Raw genomic sequence first — 17169 nt, 5'->3', positions numbered from 1 at the left:
ACATGGAAGCGCAGGAGCTCTCGTCGGAGATGCAGATCCAGCGAAGCAGCCGGTCCCCGGAGCAGGTTGCCGCCCGGATCGCCGACTGGCTGAGCCGTGAGGTCGGCGAGTCCGTCGCTGTGGAGGTCGTCGGCGGCGTCAACTCCAACGGGCTCTCCTCCGACACGCTGGTGCTGGACGCGTCGTGGGCAGGGGGAGGCGAGCGATTCGTCACGCGGGCGGCGCCGACGGCCGAGGACGTGCCGGTCTTCCCGTCGTACGCCCTCGGGCATCAGCGCGACGTGATCCGGCTGGTGGGCGAGCTCACCGAGGTGCCCGTGCCGCAGATTCCGTACGCCGACCTGGAGGGTTCCGCCCTCGGCACACCGCTTTTCCTGATGCGGCATGTCGAGGGCGTGGTGCCGCCCGACGTGCTGCCCTACAACTTCGGCGACAACTGGTTCGCCGATGCCTCGCTCGACGAGCAGCGACGGCTGCAGGAGGAGACGGTGGGGGTGCTTGCCGCCCTGCACGACATTCCTGACGCCGAGCAGGTCTTCGCCTTCCTGGCCGAGGGGCAGCCTGGGCGAGCCGGCTCGCCGGAGCAGCACCTGCAGCGGGTCCGGGAATGGTACGAGTTCGCCGCCGCCGACGTCGGTCGGTCACCCCTGGTGGAGCGCGGACTGGCCTGGCTGGCGGCGCACCCGCCGACGGTGGCGCGTCCCGGCGAGGCGGTGCTGTGCTGGGGCGACGCGCGGATCGGCAACGTGCTCTTCCGCGACTTCCGCCCCGTGGCGGTGCTCGACTGGGAGATGGCCGCCCTCGGCCCGCGGGAGTTCGACGTGGCGTGGCTGGTCTTCGCGCACCGGGTCTTCGAGTCGATCACCGAGGTGCTCGCGATGCCGGGGATGCCGCACGTGCTGCGGGAGGAGGATGTCGTGGGGGCGTACGCAGAGCGCACCGGCGTGCGCCTCGGCGACCTGACCTGGTTCTCGGTGCTCGCCGGCGTCCAGTGGGCGTGCGTCTTCCTCCGGACCGGTGCCCGACAGATCCACTTCGGTGAGATCGAGCGGCCCGAGGACATCGAGAGCCTCTTCCACCACAAGCTTCTGCTGGAGCGCATCCTCGACGAGGCAGGGGCCGCTCGATGATCGGCCCGCTCGACGAGTTCCCGCTGCACCAGACGCCCCTGCCGATGGCGTGGGTAGGAAGCAGTGACCGGAACTTCTACGACCGCTGGTACTTCAACGCCCATGACCGCACCGGCGACCAGTTCTGGATCTTCGGAGCCGGCTACTACGCCAACCTGGGGACGAAGGATGCGTTCCTCCTGCGGCGGACACCGAGCCACACCACGGCAGTGCATCTCGGCGATGCCATCGACCACGACCGGATGAACCCGCACGTGAGGGGCTTCCGCATCGAGGTCACCGAGCCGCTGCAGCGGCTTCGCGTCGTACTCGAGGAGACCGAGGGCATGGCCCTCGACCTCACCTGGAAGGGCTCGTTCCCCGTGGTCCAGGAGCAGCCGCACGTCATGAGGCAGGGCAGCCGCATCACCCTCGACGCCCAGCGCTTCGCGCAGGTCGGCACCTGGTCGGGCACCCTGCTGGTCGACGACGCAGAGATCGTGGTCGACCCCGAGACCTGGGTCGGCACCCGAGACCGCTCGTGGGGGATCCGTCCGGTCGGTGAGGCGGAGCCGGGCGGTCGCCCCGCGGACCCACCGTTCGAGGGGATGTGGTGGCTCTATGTGCCGCTGCGCTTCGAGGAGTTCGCGGTGGTGCTGATCATCCAGGAGTCGCCCGACGGCTTCCGTACCCTCAATGACTGCACGCGTGTCTGGCCGGACGGACGGGTCGAGCAGCTCGGCTGGCCGCGGATCACGATGGACTACCGTCCGGGTAGCCGCAGTCCGCGGAGCGCCCGGATCCTGTGCACCGCCGCAAACGGGTCGTCGGTCGTGCTCGACGTCGAGTCGCTTCTGCCTGCTCCACTGCACGTCGGCGGTGGCTACGGCGGCGACCCGGACTGGACCCATGGCGTCTGGAAGGGTGAGGCCTTCGCCGAGCGCGTCACCTACGACATGGCCGCCCCCGAGGTCGCCGGCCGGGAGATGTTCGGCGTCGTCGACCACGTCGGCCGCGCGCTCCTTCGCGAGGGCGATGCCGTCCACGAGGGTTGGGGCCTCTTTGAGCACGGTGCCCTCGGCCGCCACGATTCCAGCGGCTTCGCCGACTGGTTCGACCTCGCCCCCTGATCCCAGCCCCGCGCCCCGGCGCACCCCAGCCCGTCACTCCTGGAGGACCCATGACCCTCGACCGCAGCACCCTCTTCATCAACGGCGAGTGGGCCGCGCCGGCCACCGATGCGCTCATCGAGGTGGTCTCGCCGCACAGCGAGGAGGTCGTCGCCCGAGTCCCGGAAGGCTCCGTCGCCGACATCGATGCCGCTGTGGCCGCTGCGCGCGAGGCCTTCGACCACGGGCCGTGGCCACGGATGAGCCCGGCCGAACGCATCGGCGTGCTCGAGGTCTTCTCCGGCCTGTACGCCGCCCGGATGGGGGAGATGGCCGACCTCATCACCGTCTCGATGGGATCGCCGACCTCCTTCGCCAACCTGGCCCAGGCTCCGGCGCCGTGGATGCAGATCGAAGCGTTCCTGGCGATCGCGAGGGAGTTCGACTGGGAAGCGGAGCGCCCGGGTGCCTTGGGTGCACCGGTGCTGGTACGGCGCGAGCCGGTCGGCGTGGTGGCGGCGATCCCGCCGTGGAACGTCCCGCAGTTCACGATCATGTCCAAGCTGGTGCCCGCCCTGCTGGCCGGCTGCACGATCGTCGTGAAGCCCGCGCCGGAGACGCCGCTCGACGGCTATCTGCTGGCGGAGCTCTTGGCGGAGGCCGGCGTACCTGCCGGTGTCGTCAACATCGTGGCCGCGGGCCGTGAGGTGGGGGAGCATCTCGTCCGGCATCCCGGCGTCGACAAGGTGGCCTTCACGGGCTCGACCGCGGCCGGTCGTCGGATCGCGTCGATCTGCGGTGAGCAGCTGAAGCGGGTCAGCCTGGAGCTCGGCGGCAAGTCGGCGGCGATCGTGCTCGACGATGCCGACCTCGACAAGGCGATGGAGGGACTGAAGTTCACCGCGCTGATGAACTCCGGGCAGGCGTGCGTCGCGCAGACCCGGATCCTGGCCTCCCGGCGCAACTACGACCGGGTCGTGGAGGCGCTGGTCGAGGCGGTCGGGGGAATGCAGGTGGGGGATCCGATGGATCCGGCCACCGAGATCGGCCCGATGGTCGCGCGCCGTCAGCAGGAGCGGGTCACCGACTACATCCGGATCGGTCAGGACGAGGGCGCCCGTCTGGTGCTCGGCGGCGACGACCGACCGGTGGGACTCGATCACGGTTGGTACGTGCGCCCGACCGTCTTCGCCGACGTCGACAACGGGATGCGGATCGCCCAGGAGGAGATCTTCGGGCCCGTGCTGTCGGTGATCGGCTACGAGGACGTCGACGACGCGGTCCGGATCGCCAACGACTCCGACTACGGCCTGGCCGGCACCGTGTGGACGGGGGACCGCGAGGCGGGGCTCGACGTGGCCCGGCGGGTGCGCGCCGGGACCTACGGCGTCAACACCTACACGATGGACTTCGCCGCGCCGTTCGGCGGCTTCAAAGCCTCCGGCATCGGCCGAGAGTTCGGGCCTGAGGGGCTGGCCCAGTACACGGAGCTGAAGTCGGTCTACCTGGAGGCGACCTCGTCCTGAGCGGCACAAACGCCCGGTCGAGTTCGCGCAAATGGCGGGTCGAGTTCGCGCAAATGGCGGGTCGAGTTCGCGCCAATGGCGGGTCGAGTTCGCGCAAGCGACCGGGTGTGGGCCCGCAGTCAGCGTGGGTTGACAAACGAAAGGTGGATGTAAATCCGAGGGAAGGGTTACTTCGGGGTAGCCGTTCGCATACCCTCGGTACATGAGCCAGCAGACCCCGCAGCCCGGCCCGTACGTGGGCGCTCCGTTCGACCCCGAGCACGACCCGCGCGCGTCGTACGTCTTCGAGCCGGAGTACGCCGCTGCCCTCACCTCGCGGATCGTCTCGACGGTGGCGGAGACCGCGCTCTCGCACAGCCCGTGCAACGGGCAGCCCCTGGCGGTGATTCCGCAGTCCAGTGACGACGACGTGCGGGCTGCCTTCGAGCGTGCCCGTCGGGCGCAGGCGGCCTGGTCGCGGACCAGCCTCGACCACCGTGCCGAGATCATGCTGCGCCTCCACAAGCTGGTGCTCGACCGGGCCGAGGAGATCTGCGACGTCGCAGTCTGGGAGTCCGGCAAGGCCCGCAAGGACGCCTACCTCGAGGCCTACCACGTGGCGCTGACCGCGCGGTACTACGCGCGCACCATCCACCGCCACATGGACTCGCAGCGCCGCCCGGGCGTGGTGCCGCTGGCCACCCGGATCGACGTCAACCGGGTGCCCAAGGGCGTCGTCGGCATCATCTCGCCGTGGAACTACCCGTTCACGATGGCACTCTGCGACGGCCTGCCGGCGCTGATGGCGGGCAACGCCGTCGTGGCCAAGCCCGACAGCCAGACGATGCTGACCGCCCTCCTCGGTGCGCAGCTCCTGGAGGAGGCCGGCTTCCCGAAGGACCTGTGGACCGTCGTCGCGGGTCCGGGATCGCGGGTCGGCACCCGGATCATCGAGAACGCCGACTACGTCTGCTTCACCGGCTCGACCGCGACCGGCAAGCGGGTCGCCGCGGGCTGTGCCGAGCGGCTCATCGGCTGCTCGCTGGAGCTCGGCGGAAAGAATCCGATCCTGATCCTGCGCGACGCCGACATCGAGACCGCGGCCGAGGGTGCTACGCGCGCCACCTTCTCCAACGCCGGCCAGCTCTGCGTCTCCACCGAGCGGATGATGGTTGCCGACGAGATCTACGACCGTTTCGTCGAGCGCTTCGTCGCCCGTACCGAGGCCATGGTGCTCGGCCCCGGCCACAACTGGGAGACCGACATGGGCTCGCTCATCTCCCAGGACCAGCTCGACACGGTCAAGGCGCATGTCGCCGATGCGGTGGCGAAGGGCGCCAAGGTGCTCACCGGTGGCAAGCACCGCCCCGACCTCGGTCCGTTCTTCTTCGAGCCGACGATCCTCGAGGGCGTGACCGAGGAGATGACGTGCTTCGGCAACGAGACCTTCGGCCCGGTCATCTCCCTCTACCGCTTCCATGACGAGACCAAGGCGATCGCCAAGGCCAACGAGGGCAACTACGGCCTCAACGCCTCCATCTACAGCCGCGACGGCAAGCGTGCGCGCGCCATCGCCCGAGAGATCAAGTGCGGCACGGTCAACATCAACGAGGGGTACGGCGCCACGTTCGCCTCGCTGGACGCTCCGATGGGTGGCATGCGCGAATCCGGCATGGGGCGCCGCCAGGGCGCCGAGGGCATCCACCGCTACACCGAGACGCAGGCGGTCGGTACGCAGCGCGGGTGGGGCTTCCGCCCGGTGCCGGGCATGTCCAACGAGACCTTCGCCAAGGTGCTGACGCTCAACGAGAGGCTGATGAAGAAGCTGGGGAGGGCCTGATGGCCGCCCAGGGTGGCGCCCGGCCGACGCACTACGACGTCCTGATCATCGGCTCCGGCTTCGGCGGTTCGGTCTCCGCGCTGCGGCTGACCGAGAAGGGCTACAAGGTGGGTGTGCTCGAGGCCGGCGCCCGCTTCAACGACGAGGATTTCGCGAGCACCTCCTTCGACGCCAAGCGGTTCCTCTTCCGGCCCGAGGCCGGCTGCTACGGCATCCAGCGCATCGACATGGTCAAGGATTGCCTGATCCTGGCCGGTGCCGGAGTCGGCGGTGGCTCGCTGGTCTACGCCAACACGCTCTACGAGCCGTTGGACGCCTTCTACCGCGACAAGTCGTGGGCGCACATCACGGACTGGAAGGCGGAGCTGGCGCCGTACTACGACCAGGCCAAGCGGATGTTGGGCGTCAACACCTACCCGCTCCGTACTCCGTCCGACGAAGTGATGGAGAAGGTGGCCACCGACATGGGGGTGGCCGACACGTTCCACCCCACCCCGGTCGGCGTCTTCTTCGGCGGCCCCGGGCAGCAGCCCTCCGACACCGTCTCCGACCCGTACTTCGGCGGCGCCGGGCCCGACCGCAATCCGTGCCGCAACTGCGGGGAGTGCATGACGGGGTGCCGACACAACGCGAAGAACACGCTGGTCAAGAACTACCTCTACCTCGCTGAGCAGAACGGTGCCGTCGTGCACCCGCTGACCACGGTCACCCGGGTGCGGCCGCGGGCCGAGGGCGGCTACGTGATCGACGCGCGGTGGACCAAGGCGAAACTGTCGCGGCGCACCGCGGTCAAGCAGTTCACCGCCGATCAGGTGATCTTCGCCGCGGCGGCGATCGGCACGCAGAAGCTGCTGCACAAGCTGAAGGCGACCGGCGACCTGCCGGCCATCTCCGATCGGCTGGGCGTGCTCACGCGGACCAACTCCGAGGCGATCCTGGGGGCGATCTCGCCGGGCGACGACGTCGACTACACCCAGGGCGTGGCGATCACCTCCTCGTGGCACCCCGACGAGGTCACGCACATCGAGCCGGTGCGCTACGGCAAGGGCAGCAACGCGATGGCGCTCATGCAGACCGTGCTCACCGACGGCGACGGCCCCGGCCCGCGGTGGCAGACCTGGCTGAAGGAGCTGTGGAAGGAGAAGGCCAACGTCCTCGACCTCTACGACCTGCGGCACTGGTCGGAGCGGACCGTCATCGCCCTGGTGATGCAGACGTTGGACAACTCGATCACCACGTTCCGGCGTACCGGGCCGTTCGGGATCTCCTGGCTCTCCTCGAAGCAGGGGCATGGAGCACCCAACCCCACCTGGATCCCGGTCGCCAACGAGGCGGTACGCCGGATGGCCGAGGTGATGGGCGGCGGCAAGGCCGGTGGCACGATCGGCGAGCCCTTCAACATGCCGCTCACTGCGCACTTCATCGGTGGTTGCACGATCGGCGACTCGGCCGAGAGCGGCGTGGTCGACCCCTACCAGCGGGTCTACGGCTACGAAGGCCTGCACATCGCCGACGGGTCCACGATCTCGGCCAACCTGGGCGTCAACCCGTCGCTGACGATCACCGCGCAGGCGGAGCGGGCGATGGCGTTCTGGCCCAACAAGGGCGAGCCCGACTCACGACCCCCGGTCGGTCTCGGCTACCAGCAGATCCAGGCCGTGCGCCCGCAGCGTCCGGTGGTTCCCGAGGACGCTCCCGCAGCGCTGCGACTGCCGATCGTGGGGGTCAGCTGAGCGCCGTGTGAGGCCTTCGGGTGAACGGTGCACGAACGCCGTGGAATTCCCGTAACCCACTGTGGGAGGGCTCGTTGAGCCTTCGGGTCCGTCAGTCATGCTCCCTCCCACGACGGGCCCGCAGCTCAGGCACTGTCCATCAGATGCGTGGGCGACCAGGACCCGGCCAACCTCCCTCCCCGGCCGGGTCCTGGTGCATTTACCGCGCTCGTACGCCGATAGACTCAGCCCGGTCACCCGCCGTACGTCGAAAGGCAGCTCCATGACCGCAAGCGCCGAGCACGACCTCGTCCTGGTCGTCGACTTCGGGGCGCAGTACGCGCAGCTGATCGCCCGGCGGGTGCGTGAGGCGCGGGTGTACTCCGAGATCGTGCCGCATTCGATGCCGGTGGAGGAGATGCTGGCGCGCAACCCCAAGGCGATCATCCTCTCCGGCGGACCCTCCTCGGTGTACGCCGAGGACGCGCCGGGGATCGACGCCGCGCTCTTCGACGCCTCGGTGCCGGTCTTCGGCATGTGCTACGGCTTCCAGCTGATGGCGGCCGGCCTCGGCGGCGAGGTCGCCCCGACCGGCGCCCGCGAGTACGGACGTACGCCGGTCACGGTCGGCACCTCGGGCACGTTGTTGGCCGAGATCCCGGCGCAGCACAACGTCTGGATGTCGCACGGCGACTCGGTCGTGGCGGCTCCCGAAGGGTTCACGGTGCTGGCCTCGACCGAGGTGACGCCCGTCGCCGCCTTCGAGCACGTCGAGCGCCAGCTCGCCGGGGTGCAGTGGCACCCCGAGGTGCTGCACTCCGAGCATGGCCAGAAGGTGCTCGAGCACTTCCTGCACGACATCGCCGGCTGCCGGCAGACCTGGACGATGGTCAACATCGTCGAGGAGCAGATCGAGCGGATCCGCGAGCAGGTCGGCGAGACCGGCCGCGCTATCTGCGGGCTCTCCGGTGGCGTCGACTCCGCGGTGGCGGCCGCGATGGTGCAGCGTGCCATCGGCGATCGGCTCGACTGCGTCTTCGTCGACCACGGTCTGCTGCGCAAGGGCGAGGCTGAGCAGGTCGAGCGCGACTTCGTCGCCGCCACGGGCGTCAAGCTGCACGTCGTGGACGCCCAGGAGACCTTTCTCGACGCGCTGGCCGGTGTCACAGATCCGGAGACCAAGCGCAAGATCATCGGCCGCGAGTTCATCCGCTCCTTCGAGGGCGCCGAGGCCGCCGTGCTGGGCGAGGCCGTGGCCGACGGCAGCAAGGTCGGCTTCCTGGTGCAGGGCACCCTCTATCCGGATGTAGTGGAGTCCGGTGGCGGCGCGGGAACGTCCAACATCAAGTCCCACCACAACGTCGGCGGGCTGCCCGACGACCTCGAGTTCGAGCTCGTCGAGCCGCTCCGTACCCTCTTCAAGGACGAGGTGCGCCTGGTCGGCGAGCAGCTGGGCCTGCCGGCTGAGATCGTCTGGCGCCAGCCCTTCCCGGGCCCCGGTCTGGGCATCCGGATCATCGGCGAGGTCACCCGCGACCGCCTCGACATCCTGCGCGAGGCCGACGCGATCGCCCGCGAGGAGCTCACCCGCGCCGGTCTGGACCGCGACATCTGGCAGATGCCTGTGGTGCTGCTGGCCGACGTGCGCTCCGTGGGCGTGCAGGGCGACGGCCGCACCTACGGCCACCCTGTCGTGATCCGACCGGTCACCTCCGAGGATGCGATGACCGCCGACTGGGCCCGGCTGCCCTACGAGGTGATGGAGCGGATCTCCACCCGCATCACCAACGAGGTCGCCGAGGTCAACCGCGTCGTCGTCGACGTCACCTCCAAACCGCCGGGCACCATCGAGTGGGAGTGAGCGCAGCGAGCTGCCCGCTCGAAGTGCAGTGCCGTTGACGCTCGATGTCGGAGCGCAGCGGAGGCGTCGAGTGGGAGTGAGCGCAGCGAGCTGCCCGCTCGAAGTGCAGTGCCGTTGACGCTCGATGGCGGAGCGCAGCGGAGGCGTCGAGTGGGAGTGAGCGTAGCGAGCTGCCCGCTCGACGTGCAGTGCCGTTGACCCATGCGGCCGTGACCAGTTCTCCAGCCCGGAGTCGAGGATCGTCGTACGCTCGATGAGTCCTGGCGCCGCAGCAGAAGAGGACAGGCATGAGCGACCAGGTCCCGCCACCCTCCGGCCAGTTCCCGCCCCGGAGGGAGTCGTTCTCGCCGCACGTCGGTCAGCCGTCGGTGCGGCCGACATCGGCGACCGTGCGCAACGTCGTCATCGCAGCCATCATCCTTGGAGTGCTGGCGTGTGGTGGGTGCCTCGCGTTCTCGGGGGTCGGGTCCGACGGCGCCTCCAACCGAGCCCCGATCTCGGGAGTCGCTGACTGAGCTGGCGGTCGAGCCCGCTGAGAAGATCCTGGGCACCGTTTCCCACGGCGGGCAACCTGTGCCGAATGCTCGTGCCGCGCTCGGCTGTCACCTGGTGACAGCGGAGCGCGGCACAAGCGCCCCAGTCAGTTCGCGGCGTTCTCCTGGCGCCGGGTGACGGCCAGGCTGACGATGGCGGTGACGGCCAGTGTCCCGACGATCACGGTGAGGGAGACCCAGATCGGGATGTCGGGGGCCCACGAGATGTGCTCGCCGCCGTTGATGAACGGGAGCTCGTTCTCGTGCATGGCGTGCAGCACCAGCTTGACGCCGATGAAGGCCAGCAGGAAGGCCAGGCCGTAGGAGAGGTAGATCAGGCGCTGCAGCAGTCCGCCGATCAGGAAGTAGAGCTGACGCAGGCCCATGAGCGCGAAGATGTTGGCGGTGAAGACCAGGTACGGGTCGCGGGTGAGCCCGTAGATCGCGGGAATCGAGTCGAGGGCGAAGAGCAGGTCGGTGGTGCCGAGCGCGAGGACCACGAGAAACATCGGCGTGATCAGCCGCTTGCCGCCCTCCTTGATCGTCAGCTTGGTGCCGTGCCACTCGCTGGTCGCCGGCAGGTGGGTCTCGGCGAACTTCACCAGCTTGTTTTCGTCGAACTCCTCCTCCTCGTCATGCTGCCCCTCCCCGGCGAGCTTCACGGCGGTGTAGATGAGGAAGAGGCCGAAGATGTAGAAGACCCACGAGAACTGGTTGATCGCCGCGGCTCCGACGATGATGAAGGCTGCGCGCATGATGAGCGCCAGCACGATGCCGATCATCAGTGCGGTCTGCTGGTAGGCGCGGGGGACGCCGAACTTCGTCATCAAGATGATGAAGATGAAGAGGTTGTCGACCGAGAGCGAGTACTCGGTCAGCCAGCCGGCGAAGAACTCCGGCCCCGGTTTGGGGGAGAGGTCGTGCGGCTCGGCGAAGATCCACAGCGCGATCCCGAAGATCACGGCCAGGCCGACGAAGACGGCGAGGTGTCGGCTCACCTCGCCCATCGTGGGCTCGTGGGGGCGGCGGGCGATGACCAGCAGGTCGACCATGAGGACGCCGACGAGCACGACGATGGTGATGGCCCAGACGAGGGGAGAGGCGACAGAGTCGCCCATGATGGCATTCACTGGTGGATGTCTCCTCCGGAGTGGCTTTGGTCGGCGCACCCTGAGGCTACGCCGATCGGACGTGAACTCCGGAGGTCTCTTCCGTCCGGGCTCGTCGGGATCGCGCCTGACGAGGTCCGGACCGGCGCGCCGGGTCGAGCTGGTCGACCGTGATGACGACGCCACCGCGAGGGAATACTCCCCTCCATTGGACGTCGGTCATCTTCCCATGCCGACCCCCTCGGAGCCGCATCGCCACTAGGGTGAGGGCGTGTTGATCCCCGGACTGACCGGTGACCGGTCGCTCGCACAGCGCGCCATGCAGAGCCCGGTGCTCGCCCAGGTCTATGAACGGGCCTGGCGCCCGGCTCTCTTCTGGGCGGCGATGGGCTTCGACCTCGACCACTACCGGCAGGAGAAGCAGGCCGCGATCGCCGCGCTCCGGCTGGCCGACGACGCCACGGTGCTCGATCTGGCCTGCGGTCCGGGCGCCTTCACCCGGGTCCTGGCCGAGGCCGTGCCGCGCGGTCGGGCGATCGGTGTGGACCTGTCGGAGCCGATGCTCGGACACGCGCTGCGTGACAACGCCGACACCGGGGCGTCGTACGTGCTGGGCAGTGGCCATCGGCTGCCGTTCGCCGACGCCACCCTGGACGGAGTGCTCTGCTACGGCGCTCTCTACCTGATCCCGGACCCGTTCCGGGTCGTGGACGAGATCGTCCGGGTGGTACGCCCGGGAGGGCGGGTCGCCTTGATGGCCAGCGCCTCCTCGCGGCTGCCCGGGCTCGGCTGGGCCCAGGGTGCCGTCGCCGGCCCGACCGGACTCCGGGTCTTCGACCGGGCCGACTTCACCTCTCGCCTGAGCGCGGCCGGCTTCACCGAGGTCGAGCGCGAGGTGCACGGCGTCCTTCAGTACGTGACCGGCACCGCGCCCTAGCCGAGGTCCCCTCAACCTGAGATCGTCCCTAACAGTTTCGTGGTCCATTGCCGTTGTGACCACGAAATTGTTAGGGACGATCGGGAGAGGAGAGGGGAGGAGAGGGTCAGGAGGCCCATTCCTTGAGCTGGGAGACGATCCCGACGGGGTCGTCGCCGACGGGAGTGACGTTGAGGCTGGTGACACCGGCCTCCTGGAACGCGGCGATCCGCTCCTTGATGTACGACGGAGGGCCTACCAGGTTTGCCGCCTCCAGCCACTCGGTAGGCACCTTGGCGGCCGCCTCGTCCTTGCGCCCGGAGAGGTAGAGGTCCTGGATCTCCGCTGCCTCCTGCTCGTAGCCGTAGGCACGGGCGACGTCGTTGTAGAAGTTCTTGCCCTTGGCGCCCATGCCGCCGACGTAGAGGGCGAAGAGCGGGCGCGCGAAGTCGAGCAACGCCTTCGTCTCCGGGCCCTCACCGATGGCGACCATGCCGCCCGCGACGATCTGCATGGCGGGGCCGAGGGCGGCGTCGCGGCGAGCGTAGCCCGCCTTGATCGCGTCACCCCAGACCTCGCCGAACCGCTCGGGCCAGAAGAGGTGCGGCAGCCAGCCGTCGGCGAGCTCCGCGGCCTGCTCGACGTTCTTGGGGCCGAGGGCGGCGATGTAGATCGGAATGCTGGGTCGCTCGGGCTTGGTGAGCAGCTTGAGCGGCTTGCCCAGGCCGGTGATCGCACCGTCCTCCTTCGCCAGTGGCAGCTTGATGAGGCCGTCGCTGGTGAGCGGCTCCCGCTGCATCCCGCGGCGCAGGATGTCGATGACCTCGGCGGTGCGGGCGAGCGGCTTGCTGTAAGGCACACCGTGGAAGCCCTCGATCACCTGCGGTCCGGAGGCGCCGAGGCCGAGCAGCGCGCGGCCGCCGCTGACGTTGTCGAGCCCTGTCGCCGTCTGGAGCAGCGCGCCGGCCGTGCGCGAGTAGATGTTGAGGATCGCCGAGCCGATCTCGACGGTCTCGGTCTTGGCGGCGAGGTAGCCCATCAGGGTGGGGGAGTCGAAGCCGTAGGCCTCGGCCACCCAGACGGTGTCCAGGCCACCCTTCTCCAGGGCGACGACCTGGTCGGCGGCGCTACGCGGGTTGCCGTCGTACATGAGCATGGTGGAGATCTTCATGGGGTCCTCTCGTGAGGGCAGGGGCATCAAGAGACGAGGTTAGCGTTCATTCACCATAGAGCGCATCGATCTGCGCCGCATAGTTCTCGTGGACGACCCGTCGCTTGAGCTTCAGCGTAGGCGTGAGCTCGGCCGACTCGGCAGTCCACTCGGCCGGCAGCAGCGACCACTTCTTGACCTGCTCGGGTCGGGAGAGCTGCGCGTTGGCCGCCTCCACGGCCTGTCCGACGAGGGCGAGGATCGTCGGGTCGGCCGCCAGCGCGGCCAGGTCGGCCGCCTCGACGCCGACCTTCGCGGCCACCAACGGGGCGATCTCCGGGTCGAGCGTGAGGACGGCGACCACGTAGGGCCGCCCTTCGCCGTACGCCAGGGCGTGACCCACGAGCGGGCTCTCCTTGAGCAGGTTCTCGATCGCCGAGGGCGCGATGTTCTTGCCGGAGGAGGTGATGATCATCTCCTTCTTGCGGTCCACCACCCGGAGGAAGCCGTCCTCATCGAGGACGCCGATGTCGCCGGTGTGCACCCAGCCGTCGGCGTCGACGAGCTCGGCGGTCGCCTCGGGCCGGTTGAGGTAGCCGGGTGTGGTGACCGGTCCGCGGGCGAGGATCTCACCGTCGTCGGCGATCCGCACTTCGATGCCGTCGAGGGCCCGGCCGACCGTGCCGAGCCGGAAGCTCTCCGGGCCGCACGCCGTCACCGCCGAGCTGGTCTCGGTCATGCCGTAGACGTCGAAGATCCGCATGCCCAGACCGGCGAAGAACCGCGCCACCTCCTCCGGCATCGGCGCGGCGGCGCTCGCTGCCCACGCGCACCGATCCAGCCCGAGCAGTGACCGCAGCGGAGCGAGGACCGCAGCGTCGACGGCTGCGAACCGCGCCTCCAGCTCGGGGTCGGTGGTGGCGCCGTACTGGCGGGACTCCACCCAGGCCAGGCCGACTGCCATCGCCTGCTCGATCGCCGCACGCTTCTGCTCGTCCGGCTCGGCTGCCAGGCGCGCCGAGACGCCGGTGCGGATCTTCTCCCAGACCCGGGGTACGCCGAAGAACCGGGTGGGCCGTACCTCGCCGAGCGCGCCGACCAACAGCGACGGGTCGGCGATCAGGTGGACGTGGCCGCCCTGGGTCTGTGGCACGTACATGCCGAGGATCCGTTCGGCGATGTGGGCGAACGGCAGGTAGGAGATGGTGATCCCGGGTTCGCTCGTGCCCGCCACGCTGGCCGATGAGTCGGCCTCGAAGAGCACGTTGGTGTGGGTGAGCACGACGGCCTTGGGAGCTCCGGTGGTGCCCGAGGTGAAGAGCATGGTGAGCGGCTGGTCGGGGTCGAGCGCCGCCGTACGTGCGGAGACCAGGCCGGGCTGCTCGCTCCGTGCTCGGGCCCCTTCGGCGACGACCGTCTCCCAGGTGGCGTGGTCGCCCGCCGCGGCGGGGTCGAGGACCACGACCGCACGGATCCCGTGACCGCTCTCCAGGGCTGGTGCCCAGCGCTCCAGCTGCTCGGTGCCTTCGAGGATCACCACGGCCGGACGCGCCTCGGTGACGACCTGCTCCACCTGGGTGGGGGAGAGGGTGCCGTAGACCGAGCTGGGCACGCCGCCCGCGTGGACCGCGGCGAGGTCCGCCACCACGTGCTCGATCCGGCTGCTCGCCATGATCGCGACGGTCTCGCCGGGCTGGAGGCCGAGGGCGATGAGCCCGGCAGCCGCGTCCAGTGCGGTCTCGCGCACCTCGTGCCAGGTCAGGGTGCGCCAGTCGGTGCCGTCGCTCCCCACCCTGTCGGAGTAGGCCGGCTGGTCGCCGTACTTCTCGGCGGTGCGGGCCAGGGCCGCGGGCAGGGTGAGGCCGGCGATGCGCGCCAGGATGGCGTCGCGGCGGTCGAGGGTGGTGCTCATCTGTCCTCCGGGATCAGTAGCTCTTCGGCAGCCCGAGCTGGGCGGTGCCGATGTGGGCCAGCACGAGTTGCTCCGAGACGGGGATGTTCTTGGCGATGCGGGCGTCGCGGAAGAGCCGCTCCACCGGGTACTCCTTGGAGTAGGCCATGCCGCCCAGCGTCTGGAAGGCCTGGTCGGCGGCCTCCCAGGCGACCTGTGAGCCGGTCAGCTTGGCGATGCTCGCCTCGTTGCCGCAGTCGCGCCCCTGGTCGAAGAGCCAGGCCGCCTTGTAGGTCATCAGCCGGGCGAGCTCGGTCTTCGCCTTGATCTGGGCCAAGGGGAACTGGATCGCCTGGTTGGCGCCGATCGGTCGGCCGAAGACCTCCCGCTCGCGTGCATAGCCGACGGCGACGTCAAGGGCTGCGTCGGCTGACCCCGTGCCGCCGGCGGCGGCCAGGATCCGCTCCGGGTTGAGCACGTCCCACAGCACCGCGAAGCCGCCGTCGACCTGGCCGATGACCCGATCAGCGGGCACCCGCACGTCGTCGAAGAAGACCTGGCTGGAATGCAGGATGTTGCTGCCCATCTTGGGGATCGGTGTGTAGGAGAGCGTGCCGGCGGCGAGGGCTTCCTTGACGTCGACCAGGAAGAGCGTGAACCCGGCCGTGCGCGGCCGTGCCTCCTCGGCGGGGATGGTGCGGGTGACCGCGATCATCCAGTCGGCGCGTTCCACGTTGGAGATCCAGACCTTCTGGCCGCGGATCAGGAAGTCGTCGCCGTCCCGGCGTGCGGAGGTGGTGATCTCCAACGTGTTGCTGCCCGCGTCGGGCTCGGTCAGGGCCAGGCAGAACTGTGTCCTCCCTGCCGCGAGACCGGGCAGCACCAGCTCCTTCTGGGCGGGTGTGCCGTGCCGGACGATCGTGGTCGCGCCGAAGCCCGGGGTGGTGACGTAGAAGAAGGTCCCAGCGGTGCCGCCGGAGGCGCACAGTGCCTCGTTGGCGACCGCCAGCTCCAACAGGCCCTGCCCGCCCCCGCCGTACTCCTCGGGGATGTTGAGGCCGAGCCAGCCGCCCTCGGCGAGGTCGTCCCAGACCTCCTGGGGGAAGCGGCCCTCGGCGTCGCAGCGGGTCCAGTAGGCGTGGTCGTAGCGCGCTCCGATGGCGGCCACGCCGTCTCGAACGGCCTGCGCGGTCTCGGGAAGCTCGAAGTCCATGTCTGCCCTCACAGTCCCAGCGAGCGACCGATGATCTCCTTCTGGATCTCGGTCGTGCCGCCGTAGATGGTGGAGATCCGGCTGTCGAGGAACGCCTTCGCGACCGGGTACTCGAGCATGTAGCCGTAGCCGCCGTGCAGTTGCACGGCCTGGTTGACCAGCTTGTTCTGCAGTTCGGTGGCCCACCACTTCGCCATCGAGGCGCCCTTGGGGTCCAGGCTGCCGGTGAGGTGTTTGCGGATGCAGTCGTCGACGAAGACGCGTGTCACCTCGGCCTCGGTAGCCATCTCGGCGATCAGGAAGCGGTTGTGCTGGAACTTGCCGATCGGCTTGCCGAACGCCTGCCGGGTCTGTGCGTAGTCGAGGCAGATCTCGACCATCAGGTCGCAGGCGGCAGCAGCCTGCGCGGCGATGATCAGCCGCTCCTGCTGCAGGTTCATCATCAGGGAGATGAAGCCGCTGCCCTCGGCGCCGAGCAGGTTCTCCTTCGGCACCCGGACGTCGGTGAAGGAGAGCTCGGCGGTGTCCTGGGCGTGCAGCCCGACCTTCTCGAGGTTGCGACCCCGCTCGAAGCCCTCCATGCCGCGCTCGACCACCAGCAGGCTGATGCCCTGGTGGCCGGCGTCGGGATCGGTGCGGCAGACGACGATGACGATGTCGGCGTTGATGCCGTTGGAGATGAAGGTCTTCGAGCCGTTGAGCAGGTAGTGATCACCCTGGTCGATGGCCGTGGTCCGCACGCCCTGCAGGTCGCTGCCGGCGCCGGGCTCGGTCATGGCGATCGCGGTGATGACCTCGCCGCTCACGCAACCGGGGAGCCACTTCCGCTTCTGCTCCTCCGTGCCGAGGCTGCTGAGGTAGGGGACGATGATGTCGGAGTGCACCGAGAAGCCGGGGCCGCTGCACCCCGCCCGCGTCTGCTCCTCCGAGAGGACCACGTTGTAGCGGAAGTCCTGGACGCCCGCGCCCCCGTACGCCTCGTCGACGTCGAAGCAGAGCAGTCCGGCCTCACCGGCCTTGAGCCACAGGTCGCGGGGGACGATGCCGTCCTTCTCCCACTGGTCGTGGTGGGGGGCGACCTCGCGCTCGAAGAAGGTCCGCACCGTCTTGCGGAAGTCCTCGTGCTCGGCCTCGAAGAGGGGGCGGGTGGTCTCGGTCATGGGGCGATCCCTTCCGGTCGTTCGTGGTCGTTCGAACTCTAACAGTGACAGTGACACTGTC

General features: G+C 69.2%; 13 protein-coding genes. 8 read left to right on the top strand and 5 right to left on the bottom strand.

All coding sequences use genetic code 11. From position 1 onward, the window contains the following. Positions 1-29 precede the first annotated feature (29 nt). From DNK54_RS08040 to DNK54_RS08010, 7 genes are all read left to right on the top strand, one after another. Positions 30-1130: a phosphotransferase family protein gene (locus DNK54_RS08040; RefSeq protein ID WP_239459978.1), complete on the top strand. Its 1101-nt coding sequence runs from the start codon at positions 30-32 to the stop codon at positions 1128-1130. Next, positions 1127-2239 (top strand): Rv3169 family protein, encoded by a 1113-nt coding sequence (locus DNK54_RS08035; RefSeq protein WP_110206409.1) that lies wholly within the window; start codon positions 1127-1129, stop codon positions 2237-2239. Before DNK54_RS08040 ends, DNK54_RS08035 begins: the two co-directional genes overlap by 4 nt. Before the next feature lie 50 nt (positions 2240-2289). Next, complete coding sequence (locus tag DNK54_RS08030) at positions 2290-3744, top strand: aldehyde dehydrogenase (RefSeq protein WP_110206408.1); 1455 nt, start codon at positions 2290-2292, stop codon at positions 3742-3744. A gap of 202 nt (positions 3745-3946) precedes the next feature. After that, positions 3947-5563: a succinic semialdehyde dehydrogenase gene (locus tag DNK54_RS08025; protein ID WP_110206407.1), complete on the top strand. Its 1617-nt coding sequence runs from the start codon at positions 3947-3949 to the stop codon at positions 5561-5563. After that, entirely contained in the window at positions 5563-7296 is a 1734-nt protein-coding gene (locus DNK54_RS08020) for a GMC oxidoreductase (protein WP_110206406.1), read from the top strand. The genes DNK54_RS08025 and DNK54_RS08020 overlap by 1 nt, the downstream gene beginning before the upstream one ends. Positions 7297-7558: 262 nt before the next feature. Continuing rightward, on the top strand, positions 7559-9136 hold the full coding sequence (guaA, locus tag DNK54_RS08015; RefSeq protein ID WP_110206405.1) for a glutamine-hydrolyzing GMP synthase: 1578 nt from the start codon (positions 7559-7561) through the stop codon (positions 9134-9136). Positions 9137-9423: 287 nt separating this feature from the next. Continuing rightward, positions 9424-9651, top strand: coding sequence for a hypothetical protein (locus DNK54_RS08010; protein WP_110206404.1), 228 nt, complete (start codon positions 9424-9426; stop codon positions 9649-9651). Between the two features lie 125 nt (positions 9652-9776). Here the strand turns inward: DNK54_RS08010 and DNK54_RS08005 are convergent, their stop codons facing one another. Beyond that, entirely contained in the window at positions 9777-10787 is a 1011-nt protein-coding gene (locus DNK54_RS08005; protein ID WP_110206488.1) for a TerC family protein, read from the bottom strand. A 262-nt stretch (positions 10788-11049) separates the two neighbouring features. On the opposite strand from DNK54_RS08005, the gene DNK54_RS08000 reads away from it, so the two are divergent. Next, entirely contained in the window at positions 11050-11715 is a 666-nt protein-coding gene (locus DNK54_RS08000; RefSeq protein ID WP_110206403.1) for a class I SAM-dependent methyltransferase, read from the top strand. 106 nt (positions 11716-11821) lie between these two features. On the opposite strand, the gene DNK54_RS07995 is transcribed toward DNK54_RS08000, so the two are convergent. Genes DNK54_RS07995 through DNK54_RS07980 form a run of 4 tightly spaced genes read right to left on the bottom strand, consistent with a single transcriptional unit; the run spans position 11822 to position 17108 of the window. After that, positions 11822-12865, bottom strand: coding sequence for an LLM class F420-dependent oxidoreductase (locus DNK54_RS07995; RefSeq protein WP_110206402.1), 1044 nt, complete (start codon positions 12863-12865; stop codon positions 11822-11824). 46 nt (positions 12866-12911) lie between these two features. Beyond that, entirely contained in the window at positions 12912-14756 is a 1845-nt protein-coding gene (locus DNK54_RS07990; RefSeq protein WP_110206401.1) for an AMP-dependent synthetase/ligase, read from the bottom strand. 13 nt (positions 14757-14769) lie between these two features. After that, positions 14770-15948 carry an acyl-CoA dehydrogenase family protein gene (locus tag DNK54_RS07985; RefSeq protein WP_110206400.1) on the bottom strand — a complete coding sequence of 393 codons (1179 nt, stop codon included), beginning with the start codon at positions 15946-15948 and terminating at the stop codon, positions 14770-14772. A gap of 8 nt (positions 15949-15956) precedes the next feature. Further along, positions 15957-17108 carry an acyl-CoA dehydrogenase family protein gene (locus DNK54_RS07980; RefSeq protein ID WP_110206399.1) on the bottom strand — a complete coding sequence of 384 codons (1152 nt, stop codon included), beginning with the start codon at positions 17106-17108 and terminating at the stop codon, positions 15957-15959. Positions 17109-17169 lie beyond the last annotated feature (61 nt).

It is taken from the genome of Nocardioides daejeonensis, assembly GCF_003194585.1.
Taxonomy (GTDB): domain Bacteria; phylum Actinomycetota; class Actinomycetes; order Propionibacteriales; family Nocardioidaceae; genus Nocardioides; species Nocardioides daejeonensis.
The sequence above is the reverse complement of the archived record's forward strand: the minus strand, read 5'-3'. Positions and strand labels throughout refer to the sequence as shown.

What these genes read in the sequence shown, in the direction of transcription:
- DNK54_RS07995 (WP_110206402.1), bottom strand. Translation starts at nt 12,865, where the DNA reads ATGAAGATCTCCACCATGCTCATGTACGACGGCAACCCGCGTAGCGCC.
- DNK54_RS08020 (WP_110206406.1), top strand. Translation starts at nt 5,563, where the DNA reads ATGGCCGCCCAGGGTGGCGCCCGGCCGACGCACTACGACGTCCTGATC.
- DNK54_RS08035 (WP_110206409.1), top strand. Translation starts at nt 1,127, where the DNA reads ATGATCGGCCCGCTCGACGAGTTCCCGCTGCACCAGACGCCCCTGCCG.
- DNK54_RS08040 (WP_239459978.1), top strand. Translation starts at nt 30, where the DNA reads ATGCAGATCCAGCGAAGCAGCCGGTCCCCGGAGCAGGTTGCCGCCCGG.
- DNK54_RS08025 (WP_110206407.1), top strand. Translation starts at nt 3,947, where the DNA reads ATGAGCCAGCAGACCCCGCAGCCCGGCCCGTACGTGGGCGCTCCGTTC.
- DNK54_RS07980 (WP_110206399.1), bottom strand. Translation starts at nt 17,108, where the DNA reads ATGACCGAGACCACCCGCCCCCTCTTCGAGGCCGAGCACGAGGACTTC.
- DNK54_RS08010 (WP_110206404.1), top strand. Translation starts at nt 9,424, where the DNA reads ATGAGCGACCAGGTCCCGCCACCCTCCGGCCAGTTCCCGCCCCGGAGG.
- DNK54_RS07985 (WP_110206400.1), bottom strand. Translation starts at nt 15,948, where the DNA reads ATGGACTTCGAGCTTCCCGAGACCGCGCAGGCCGTTCGAGACGGCGTG.
- DNK54_RS08005 (WP_110206488.1), bottom strand. Translation starts at nt 10,787, where the DNA reads ATGGGCGACTCTGTCGCCTCTCCCCTCGTCTGGGCCATCACCATCGTC.
- guaA (WP_110206405.1), top strand. Translation starts at nt 7,559, where the DNA reads ATGACCGCAAGCGCCGAGCACGACCTCGTCCTGGTCGTCGACTTCGGG.
- DNK54_RS08030 (WP_110206408.1), top strand. Translation starts at nt 2,290, where the DNA reads ATGACCCTCGACCGCAGCACCCTCTTCATCAACGGCGAGTGGGCCGCG.
- DNK54_RS07990 (WP_110206401.1), bottom strand. Translation starts at nt 14,756, where the DNA reads ATGAGCACCACCCTCGACCGCCGCGACGCCATCCTGGCGCGCATCGCC.